The organism is Colwellia sp. 6_MG-2023 (assembly GCF_030547765.1).
In the GTDB taxonomy this organism is placed as follows: domain Bacteria; phylum Pseudomonadota; class Gammaproteobacteria; order Enterobacterales; family Alteromonadaceae; genus Colwellia.
Window position 1 is genome coordinate 34,563 of record NZ_JAUOPP010000033.1, and the last position, 10,966, is coordinate 45,528.

The following is a 10,966-nucleotide window of genomic DNA, read 5'->3' on the forward strand; positions in this document are numbered from 1 at the left end:
TGTGACACTGGAAGATGAACCAAAATTACAAGCGAGCTATTTAACACTACCGGTAACTTATTGGAAACAAGGTAGTGGGCAAGAGCAATTAAATCTTGACTGTATCGCCGAAGAAGTCCCTATTGCAATGGTTTACAATGGAATTTCTCACGCGGTTATGATGGCCTCGCCTGCTAATTTACATGAATTTTCTTTAGGTTTTAGCTTATCTGAAGGCATTATCAATAACGTAACAGAAATGTATGATATTGAGCTTGTAACCAGTGAAAAAGGGATAGAAGTACGTATTGAAATTAGTTCTGAACGTATGATGTCTTTGAAATCACACCGACGTAATCTTACCGGCCGAACAGGCTGTGGTTTATGTGGGAGTGAATCACTGGAAACAGCTATTCGGCCGATTAAGAGTGTAACGCCACAACCGTTACCTTCTTCCCAAGTCATTCAGTATGCCCTGTCACAATTAAGTGAACATCAAAAACTACAAGCGCTAACTGGCGCAGTTCATGGTGCAGCCTGGTGTGACGCAGCGGGGAAAATAACTTTATTATGTGAAGATGTGGGTCGACATAATGCTTTAGACAAGTTAATTGGTAGTTTAGCACTACGTAAAATCAATACCCAAAGTGGCTTTGTTGTGATTTCAAGCAGAGCAAGTTATGAAATGGTACAAAAAGTGACAAGTGTCAATATAGCTACCTTGGTCGCAGTTTCGGCACCAACAGGGCTAGCTATAACCTTAGCAAACCAAGCCAATCTTAACTTGATTGGCTTTGCTCGACCAGGTAGACATACTTTTTATACCACATTCGATAAATAGTTAAAAATAGGAAGATATAGTGATGAGTAGTTCTCAAATTGAAAACTTAGTTAGTATGCTCAATCAAATTGCTAATAATAATAATTATAAAAAAACAGATGAAGAAACGGCAAAAGTCGTAGCTAATCATGTAAAAAGGTTTTGGGCACGTTCCATGAAAGAAAACATACTCAAGTATGCTGCTAATGATGGTGCACAGCTATCTCCCACCATAAAACTAGCATTAGCTCAACTATAACGTTATCCCTCGACTTAATAGAGGGAATATTATCAGTTCAACTTTAATGTTTTTATCAGACAACCAATTTGCAACCTAATAAATAATTGTCTGATAATAACAACCAATAGATTATTTGCATTCATATAACAGTATATTTAAGTTTCAATAGTTGAAAACGAGCGAGTGAATACTTATTCGAAGTAAAATATAAAGAAGAGTTTTAGAAAACCGTTTGAGCTATTTAAAATAATTCAAACGGTTACTAAAATTTGTGAGATGACACATAAGCCGGGTTTTGTATCTTCCATAGGAAGTGACAATCATTCGTCTAGGCCTTAAATCACTCTAAGGCTCAAGCAACCTACCCGGTTTCCACGCGAGCCACGCTTATATTACCAAAACTTGCGTTTTAATAATCATGAAACCCTATTTGGTCTTGCTCCAGGTGGAGTTTACCCTGCAATTACTGTTACCAGCAATCCGGTGCGCTCTTACCGCACCCTTTCAGCCTTACCTGTTCTATATTAATAAATTAAGATAGCCATCGGCGGTCTTCTCTCTGCTGCACTTGTCGTCGGCTTGCGCCGCCCAGGCGTTACCTGGCACCCTGCTCATCGGAGCCCGGACTTTCCTCCCCCCACTAAATAAATTCAGTAAGCAGCGATTGTCTAGTCAACTCGAGCGCATTTTACCTGTTAGTATTCTAATGAGCAAGGATCTGTTTCTCTAAACGCACTTATAACGATAAAGAAATATAATAATGAACACTCAATATAGCGATGTAATGCTTTATAGCTCTATACTTTTAAACTTAGTGCAATATCATAAAGTGCATTCTTTTTTACACCATAAATTTCAGCAACAATAGCACAGGCTTTTTTCGGTTTCATTTCAACTAACAATAACTTTAAAGTTTTAATGACTTCTGCAGAGATTTCATCTGGATCAGCCTTATAACCTTCAATAATTAACACCATTTCACCTTTAAGTTGATTAGCATCTTGTTCGAGCCAAGCAAGAAAATTTTCAGCGGTATCTGAATGGATAGTTTCAAAAGTTTTTGTTAATTCGCGAGCAATAACCACATAACGTTCGCCACCTAATGTAGCCACTATGTCTTTTACTGTGTCAATAGCCCGTCTAGGAGCATCATAAAAAACCATCGTTCTCGGCTCATTAATTAATGCTAATAACGTACTTTGTCTTGCACCAGACTTTGAAGGTAAAAAACCTTCAAACGAAAATCGATCTGTTGGTAGCCCAGCAACACTTAACGCCGCAATAGCAGCACAAGCACCAGGAATAGGCGATACAGGTAAATTTAAGCTACGACAATGTCGAACTAAATGAAAGCCAGGATCACTAATTAGCGGCGTTCCCGCATCAGAGACTAAAGCAATACTTTTTCCTTCTTGCAATAGTTGCGCAATATAATCTTGTCGTTGGCGTTCGTTATGATCATGCATTGATAATGTTTTATTCTTAATTGCATGCGCAGACAATAGTCTTTGTGTATGGCGAGTATCTTCACAGGCAATAATATCAACTTGAGTTAATACCGATAACGCTCTTGAACTGATATCACCTAAGTTTCCAATAGGCGTAGCCACTATATACAAAGTACCGGGATTTATTATGTTTTCACTCATTTCAACTTACTTCTTTCATTGATACTTATTAAGGTGCAGGATTTAGTTGAGACTCACTGCAATGGCGTTTATTATAACCCTACACAGAGTTAAAAATGCATGGATTTTTCCACTTGAGTCAAACTAATTTTCTAGTGTTTAATTTATTTAAACAAAAGCACGCCAATGTATCTTTTATACTATTGATATTGATAGCCTTATTTATTTCGGCTTGTAGCTCGAAACCTACAACCCAAAAAGAAAGTACGCCAGTTTCTCAAGCGACGCTTAAGGAAGTCAAAACAACTGCAACAGCGGAAGAAAAACTCGCTGCGGCACAATCATTAAATGCTAAATTGCCTCGTGATGAAGAGTCATTACTTGCACAACAAGCAGTCGTTAATAAATTATTAATTGAAGCAAGTGAGCTTTTTCTTCAACAACAGAATTATGCTAAAGCACTTTTGTTAGCAAATGAAATTACAGCGTTTTATCAGGAAGACTATCAAAAAACTTACACATTATTAGTAATAAAAGCTCGTAGTTTATTCGCATTAAATTATTTACCGCAAGCTCTACAACAATTAGAACTAGCTAATGAATTGGTGACCTACACTACTAATGAGAGCACAATTCCATCACTACAACCATCTTTTGAATATTACCAAGTATTGAGTCAAGTATTAGCGAAAAAAGGATACAATGTATCAGCACTTACTGCGCAATTGAGTGCTTTCACTTTAAACGCTACCCCTACAAATGATGATATTCAAGCTATTTGGCATAACCTTGAAGTATTACCACAGTGGCAATTAAAACAACTTATTAACAATAAGCCACCATTAATTAAAGGCTGGGCAACATTACTCAATTATAGCCATCAGTTCGGTGCTAATCCCAAACAGTTTTCACGTTATTTAAGTTTATGGCAGCAACAAAACCCTGAACACCCTGGCATCAACATAATAGAGCAATTAAAAGCAACCAATTCCGCGATCCATAGCCCTGAGCGTATTGTCGAAAACAACATTGAAGATATCTCTGAAAATCGAAATAAAATTAACAACATAGCTATCTTGTTACCACTAAGTGGCAGCCAACAAAAAGCAGGCCTAGCCGCCCAACAGGGAATATTAGCCGCTTATGAAAGTGATAATCAAAACAACGCTGAAAATCACTTGAACAGCCATGAAAAAAGTAATATTTACTTTATTGACACTAACCAACTTGACTGGGAAAACTTAGCAGCACAATTTTCTGAACTTAATATTAATCAAGTCATTGGTCCCTTATTAAAACCAAATGTTGAACTATTTTTAGCATCAAGCATGCAAAATTTAGCTCTTCAAGTGCCAACATTATTATTGAACTTGCCCTTTGAACATCAACTTTCTGAAATTCAAGTTGCCTTATCTATGCGCCCAGAAGATGAAGCGGTTCAAGCTGCTGCCACACTCAGCCAGCAAGATTATCATAACCCAATGATATTAAGTCATAACGATAGAGTATCAAAACGTATAGCCCACGCTTTTAGACTACAATGGCAAGCCTCTACAGGAAAATCGGTAGAAATAGTTTATTTCACTCAAGGTAAACAAATGCAGGCAAGTTTGAAAGAAAATCTAGATATTAATGCTAGCCAAGATCGCATAAAACAATTAAGTAGCAGCCTAAAAAACAATATAAAATCAGAAACAAGAAATCGTCGTGATATTGATATGATTTATCTTATTGGTAGTGCTGCTCAAACTCGCTTAATTAAACCTTATATCGATGTAAATATCAGTCCATTCGCTAAAGTCATCCCTGTATATGCTAGTTCTAGAAGTCATAGTAATTTTAATGATAAATACAATGCAAGTAGTACTAATGATTTACATGGCCTTACTTTTACCCAAATACCTTGGTTGCTAGCATCAAAAGAGCAAAATAAGTCATTAAGCGAACTTAGCGATAGTTTATGGCCTAAACGTTCAGATAGCTTATCAAGAATATTTGCTATGGGATTTGACAGTTATCAACTTTTAAATAAACTCCCGCTTATGAAAAAAGCGCCTTATATTCGTCATTTTGGTCAAACAGGTGAGTTAACTTTAAATGATGAAAACATACTTACCCGAAGTCTTATTTGGGGTCAGTACAAAAATAACAAGGTGACACAAATTGGCATGGAATAAAACGCCAACAAGTCAGAGTAAAGGCAAAGCTAGTGAAGGCTTTGCCCAGCAATATCTAACCCAACAAGGTTTACTTTTTATAGATAAAAACTTTCACTGTCGAAAAGGTGAAATAGATCTTATTATGAAAGACGGAGATACACTCGTCTTCATTGAAGTAAAATATCGTAAAAATAACAACTTTGGCGGCGCCATTTCTGCCGTTTCTCAATCAAAACAACAAAAAATTAAACATTGTGTTGCATTTTTTCTGCATAAAGCCAATTTAAATGAATATAATACCCCTTGTAGGTTTGACGTTATTGCTCTAGAAGGTGATATTAACCAACCACAAGTTACTTGGCTAAAGAATGCTTTTTAGTCAATGTTTAAGCGATAGCAAAATACTGGAGTTATTTAGCCCACATGTTAGAACAGATCCAAAATAATTTTACCGAAAGTATTCAAACACAAATAGCAGCAACAGAGGCTATTTCTAGCGCTATAGAGCAAGCAGGCATGATGATGGTGCAATGTTTGTTAGCGGGTAATAAAATGCTTGCTTGTGGTAATGGTGGTTCAGCTGGACATGCTCAACACTTTTGTTCGCAATTACTGAATCGTTTCGAAGCAGAACGGCCAAGTTTACCTGCTATATCACTCGTTTCAGGTAGTGTCGTAATAACTTCTATCGCTAATGATGGCCAGTATAATGAAGTCTTTTCAAAGCAAATTCGTGCCATTGGTAATAATGGTGACATTTTACTAGCTATCTCAACCAGCGGAAACTCACAGAATGTAATTAAAGCAGTTGAAAGTGCAGTATCTCGTGACATGCCTATCATTGCATTAACAGGTCATGACGGGGGTGATATTGCCGGTTTATTAGGTGAAGGAGATGTTGAAATTAGAGTACCATCTTCTAGAACTGCGCGTATTAACGAAGTGCACCTCATTGTGCTGCACTGTTTATGTGAAATTATTGATACAACATTATTTCCACAATCGGAGCTTTGATTAACTATGGCTATTTTATCTAAAATTTCGAAGAATCGACCAACAAAAATTGTTAGCACACTACTCCTATTAGGTATTTTACAAGGTTGTACAGCAGTCACAGTAGTCGCTATTACTGCTGGTGCAAGTATGGCAACAGATCGTCGTAGTATAGGTAATCAAATTGACGACCAAACTATTCAAGTTAATGCTTATAATCGTATCGCAAAAAATAAAGCCTTAAGTGACAATACAAATTTACACCTAACAAGCGTAAATGGTTCGGTATTGATTATTGGGCAAGCACCTACCACTTACCTTAAAGATCAAGCAATCAAGATTATTAGCGAAATTGAAGGGGTAGTACGTGTACATAATCAAATACGTATTGGTAGTATTACTTCGGTAACTACACGCACCAATGATATATGGCTAACTTCAAAAGTAAAAACGGCCTTATTTTCTGATAGTAGTGTTAATGGTAAGAACATTAAAGTTATCACAGAAAATGGCGAGGTTTTCTTAATGGGAATTGTATCTAAAAAAGAGGCTGATGCTGCGGTAAATATTACTCGTAACATTAGTGGAGTTAATAAGGTATTTAAAGCGTTTGAATATATTTAACCGTTAACTGTATTGTTAACAACCCAAACATTAATCAATGCTGATATTCGTTATAAGACGATGTATTCTGTCGGTTACAGAATACATCGTATCTTCGCTTTGAGAATGCTTTTATCATTAGTAACTAAAACATTATCCTCTTAAATAAAGACTTATGGTGTAAATAAGATTCTTTACTCAAACTATAGTCCATCATCCTAATATAATTAAAAACCTTACTATTTAAAGTTCAATAAAAAGGTTTTATATAAACAAGTTATAGAACGAGAGCCCTATTTTTACTTAATAACTTTTAAACTAGCTTTACTTTTAGACGACTTTTTCAATTCTGCTGGTTTATCACCAGAGGAAACACTACTCAGACTCGGCTTAGTTTTTGCCTTGGCTTCAGTCTCATCAGTAATCAAACTATCTTTAGCATTAATCTCATCATCACTTGGGTGCTCTACTGCAAATGAAGTACCAGCACCATTTTCTTTAGCATAGATAGCTGAAATTGCGCCATAAGGTACGGTCATATGCTCGAGTTTTCCGCCAAAACGCGCACTAAACTCAATAGCTTTTTCACCCATAGCAATACTGCCAACAGCAGGTGATGCTATATTTAATACAATTTGACCATCATTGACATAAGACATAGGCACCAAAACACCGTAAACACTCACATCTACTACAATGTATGGCGTTAAATCGTTGTCTGAAATCCAGTCATAAAAAGCCCCAACTAAATAAGGCTTATTAGAAGTCATTTTTATAGAAGTCGCGTCAACCATATTAAGCAGGATGACCAAAACGTAATTCACGTTCATCTTCAGTTAATGAAGCTTGAAATGATTCACGTTCAAATAAGCGTAACATGTAAGTTTTCAGCTCTTTTGAGCCATCAAGACCTTCAAGTTCAATACCAAAAGCAGGTAAACGCCATAGTAATGGTGCTAAGTAACAATCAACTAAGCTGTACTCTTCACTCATAAAATAAGGAGCTTCATTTAATATTGGAGCTACACTCAACAAGCTTTCTTTTAACTCTTGACGTGCTTTTTGCGCTTGCTCAGCACTACCCGTTAAAATAGTTTTTGCTAAGCTATACCAATCATTTTCAATACGGTGCATCATTAAACGACTACGGCCACGTGATACTGGGTAAACAGGCATTAATGGTGGATGAGGAAAACGTTCATCTAAATATTCAATAATAATTTTAGCTTCATAAAGGGCTAATTCACGATCAATCAATGTTGGCACTGTTCCATAGGGATTTAAATCAATCAAATCTTCCGGTAAGTTTGCCAAATCAACATAATTAATATCAACACCAACACCTTTTTCTGCTAATACTATACGTGTTTGATGACTATACATATCATCAGCATGCGAGAATAACGTCATTACTGAACGTTTATTTGCTGCTACGGCCATAGGGCCTCCTATTCTTTATAAAACAAAAGCGCGATGAAGTTTCCTTACGTGGAAACCCGTCGCGCTATAATATCACCTTAAAGTAAGCCTAATTACTTTCTTCAAGTTAACCGTCTACATTGTTATTAATGTATGTCTTTCCAATATTCTCTCTTAAGGAAATAAGCAATAATAAAGAAGACAAACAAGAAAATTAATACTTTGTAGCCTAAGCTTTTACGTTCTAACTTACTTGGCTCACCAACGTATTCTAAAAAGTTAGTTAAATCACGAACAACAACATCATACTCTTCTGTTGTTAAACTACCACCCATCGCAGGTGTCATGTGCCCATGTTCGTCAAGTGAACTAACACCTTGCAGATCTTGTAACACATGTGGCATACCAACATCTTTAAATACTTTGTTATTTACACCAAATGGACGACTATCATCCATATAAAAAGAACGTAAATAAGTATATATCCAATCTGGGCTACGTAAACGTGCTTCTAACGTTAAATCAGGTGGCGCTGTACCAAACCAACTAGCGGCTTCTTTTTTAGGCATAGTGTTGGTGATATGATCACCAACTTTTTCGCCTGTGTACATGTAATTTTCAACACCATCTGCATTATCAATACCTAAATCAGTAAAGGTACGATTATAACGTTGATACCCTAATTGGTGACAACCTAAACAATAATTAACATACGTTTTAAAACCATTTTTTAATGATTCTTTATCTGATAAATCATTATTTGCTTTGTCTAGTTGCATACTTGGACCTGCCGCCGTGGCAAATAATGGAACAAGCGCACATAAAATTAACAGTAATTTTTTCATTAGTGAGAAATCCTCGTTGGTACAGGCTTACATTTTTCATTCTTAGAATAGAACCAAAGTGCTACGAAGAAACCAAAGTAACCAAAGCTTGCAATAGTACCAATTAAATTAGCTACAGGTGTTGCTGGTAAAGTACCTAATACACCTAGAATAATAAAACAAATTGCAAATTGAATTAAATTAAACAAGTGCCATTTAGAGCGATACTTAACAGATTTCACTACACCACGATCAAACCATGGTAATAAGAACAATACAATAATGGCACCAAACATAGCAATAGCACCTAATAACTTATCAGGAACAACACGTAAGATTGTATAGAAAGGACCAAAGTACCAAACAGGTGCGATATGTTCAGGTGTTTTTAACCCATTAGCAGGTTCAAAGTTCGGAGCCTCAATAAAGTAACCCCCACCTTCAGGCGCAAAGAACATCACCCAACAGAATAAAATTAAGAAACCAGCAACACCCATAATATCTTTTACAGAGTAATAAGGGTGGAATGGTATTGCATCCACAATATCGTATTTATCCGTATATTGCTTATGGAATTTAAACTTGCTTAATTCTTCAGGTTTAACACTACCTTTAGGTTGTTTTACATCTGTACCTTCAGGGTTATTTGAACCAACTTCATGTAAAGCAAGAATATGTAAGAACACTAGAATAACTAAAACTAATGGCATCGCGATAACATGTAGTGCGAAAAAGCGATTTAATGTAGCACCTGAAATAACATAATCACCACGAATCCATAATGTTAAATCATCACCAATAACAGGAATAGCACCAAAGAGGGAGATAATAACTTGTGCTCCCCAATAAGACATATTACCCCAAGGTAATAAATAGCCCATAAAAGCTTCAGCCATTAATACTAAGAAGATCAACATACCGAAGATCCACAGTAATTCACGTGGTTTTTGATACGAGCCATACATAAGGCCACGCATCATGTGTAAATAAACAACCACAAAAAATGCTGACGCGCCGGTAGAATGCATATAACGTAATAACCAACCATAATCAACGTCACGCATAATATATTCAACACTGGCAAATGCACCATCACCAGATGGTTCATAGCTCATGGTTAACCATACGCCGGTTAAAATTTGATTTACAAGTACTAACATAGCTAAAGAGCCGAAGAAGTACCAAAAGTTAAAGTTTTTCGGCGCAGGATATTGTGCAACATGCTTATTCCAAGCATCAGTTACTGGTAAACGCTTATCTATCCAAGCCATAAAGTTTGCCAACATTATGCTTCTCCTTCACTAACACCAATTAATAATGTGTTGTCATTAGTAAATGAATGCTCTGGAACCATTAAGTTTAATGGTGCAGGAACCCCTTGAAATACACGCCCAGCCATATCAAATTTACTACCATGACAAGGACAAAAGAAACCATCTTTAACACCGTCGACAAACTGTTCATAGTCGCCACCATGATAAGTTGGAGCACAACCTAAATGAGTACAAACGCCCAGCGCAACTAAAAATTCAGGTTTGATAGAACGATAAGCATTAGTAGCATAAGCTGGCTGTTGAGCTTCTTCTGAATTAGGATCACGTAATTTATCATCATGCTTGGCTAAGCTATTAACTGTTTCTTCAGTACGTCGTACGACATAAACAGGTTTACCACGCCACTCTGCACGGATTAATTGACCTGGCTCTATTTTACCTACATTGACTTCTACTGGAGCACCCGCAGCTTTCGCGCGAGCACTTGGATTCCACGAACCAATGAAAGGCACAGCCACACCGACCACACCGGCACCACCAACAACAGCAGTAGCCGCCGTTAAGAAGCGTCTGCGGCCGTTATTTACAGGCACATTGCTCATTCACACTCTCCAATTCATATTGATTACCAAACAATTATTATTAGCTTTATTACTTATGCATTATTTCAGGATGAATAAGCAACATGCCTTATTTTTGTTTGATCAAGTTTATACCAAGGGGTACATCGACAAAAAATTTTTATGATCATAAAGAAATAGGTCGTTTTTTACAAGGTAAAAAGTCAGCTAAGTGTGGTAGATATCAAAATATTTTGATATTGATCATTATAAAAAGTAACTTACACGAAAAAGATTGGGATATTAATGAATAAGATTTTGAATCAAGTTACAGGTGACAACAGTCATCCTTACAGAAATGCCCTACGAAAGAATTGAATACCAACATCGTAGGGGCGAATTTATTCGCCTACTACGCCTACTAATAATGGGATATAACATAATACAGATGTTATTGATGTGTATT

Annotated in this window: 12 protein-coding genes and 1 other RNA gene; 6 read left to right on the forward strand and 7 right to left on the reverse strand. The window is 36.5% G+C overall.

The genetic code is table 11. From position 1 onward, the window contains the following. The first annotated feature begins 1 nt into the window (after nt 1). Together fdhD and Q4503_RS17300 are read left to right on the forward strand one after the other, a co-directional pair. Complete coding sequence (gene fdhD, locus Q4503_RS17295) at nt 2–820, forward strand: formate dehydrogenase accessory sulfurtransferase FdhD (protein ID WP_303603027.1); 819 nt, start codon at nt 2–4, stop codon at nt 818–820. A gap of 22 nt (nt 821–842) precedes the next feature. Beyond that, the gene (locus Q4503_RS17300) at nt 843–1,058 is read left to right on the forward strand and encodes a formate dehydrogenase subunit delta (RefSeq protein WP_303603028.1); all 216 of its coding nucleotides are present in this window, start codon (nt 843–845) and stop codon (nt 1,056–1,058) included. 250 nt (nt 1,059–1,308) lie between these two features. Here the strand turns inward: Q4503_RS17300 and rnpB are convergent. Then, an RNA gene (rnpB, locus tag Q4503_RS17305) (RNase P RNA component class A) lies at nt 1,309–1,720 on the reverse strand. Between the two features lie 117 nt (nt 1,721–1,837). Continuing rightward, entirely contained in the window at nt 1,838–2,689 is an 852-nt protein-coding gene (gene rsmI / locus Q4503_RS17310; RefSeq protein ID WP_215974266.1) for a 16S rRNA (cytidine(1402)-2'-O)-methyltransferase, read from the reverse strand. Between the two features lie 113 nt (nt 2,690–2,802). Between rsmI and Q4503_RS17315 the strand changes: the two genes are divergently transcribed. From Q4503_RS17315 to dolP, 4 genes are read left to right on the forward strand one after another with little or no spacing between them, the layout of a single operon-like run. Further along, complete coding sequence (locus tag Q4503_RS17315; protein ID WP_303603029.1) at nt 2,803–4,845, forward strand: penicillin-binding protein activator; 2,043 nt, start codon at nt 2,803–2,805, stop codon at nt 4,843–4,845. Next, complete coding sequence (locus Q4503_RS17320) at nt 4,832–5,206, forward strand: YraN family protein (protein ID WP_215974264.1); 375 nt, start codon at nt 4,832–4,834, stop codon at nt 5,204–5,206. The genes Q4503_RS17315 and Q4503_RS17320 overlap by 14 nt, the downstream gene beginning before the upstream one ends. A gap of 44 nt (nt 5,207–5,250) precedes the next feature. Then, a complete protein-coding gene (locus Q4503_RS17325; protein WP_215974263.1) occupies nt 5,251–5,841 on the forward strand; it encodes a phosphoheptose isomerase in 591 nt (196 codons plus the stop codon). Between the two features lie 6 nt (nt 5,842–5,847). Beyond that, complete coding sequence (dolP, locus tag Q4503_RS17330; protein WP_215974262.1) at nt 5,848–6,444, forward strand: division/outer membrane stress-associated lipid-binding lipoprotein; 597 nt, start codon at nt 5,848–5,850, stop codon at nt 6,442–6,444. A gap of 278 nt (nt 6,445–6,722) precedes the next feature. On the opposite strand, the gene Q4503_RS17335 is transcribed toward dolP, so the two are convergent. The 5 genes from Q4503_RS17335 to petA all read right to left on the reverse strand — a co-directional run bounded on the left by Q4503_RS17335 (nt 6,723) and on the right by petA (nt 10,542). Continuing rightward, on the reverse strand, nt 6,723–7,193 hold the full coding sequence (locus tag Q4503_RS17335) for a ClpXP protease specificity-enhancing factor (RefSeq protein WP_303603030.1): 471 nt from the start codon (nt 7,191–7,193) through the stop codon (nt 6,723–6,725). Nucleotides 7,194–7,218: 25 nt separating this feature from the next. Continuing rightward, nucleotides 7,219–7,863 carry a stringent starvation protein SspA gene (gene sspA / locus Q4503_RS17340; RefSeq protein ID WP_215974261.1) on the reverse strand — a complete coding sequence of 215 codons (645 nt, stop codon included), beginning with the start codon at nt 7,861–7,863 and terminating at the stop codon, nt 7,219–7,221. Between the two features lie 125 nt (nt 7,864–7,988). After that, nucleotides 7,989–8,687 carry a cytochrome c1 gene (locus Q4503_RS17345; RefSeq protein WP_215974260.1) on the reverse strand — a complete coding sequence of 233 codons (699 nt, stop codon included), beginning with the start codon at nt 8,685–8,687 and terminating at the stop codon, nt 7,989–7,991. Then, nucleotides 8,687–9,952 carry a cytochrome bc complex cytochrome b subunit gene (locus Q4503_RS17350; RefSeq protein ID WP_215974259.1) on the reverse strand — a complete coding sequence of 422 codons (1,266 nt, stop codon included), beginning with the start codon at nt 9,950–9,952 and terminating at the stop codon, nt 8,687–8,689. Before Q4503_RS17350 ends, Q4503_RS17345 begins: the two co-directional genes overlap by 1 nt. Further along, nucleotides 9,952–10,542 carry a ubiquinol-cytochrome c reductase iron-sulfur subunit gene (gene petA, locus Q4503_RS17355; RefSeq protein WP_303603031.1) on the reverse strand — a complete coding sequence of 197 codons (591 nt, stop codon included), beginning with the start codon at nt 10,540–10,542 and terminating at the stop codon, nt 9,952–9,954. Before petA ends, Q4503_RS17350 begins: the two co-directional genes overlap by 1 nt. Between the last annotated feature and the right edge of the window lie 424 nt (nt 10,543–10,966).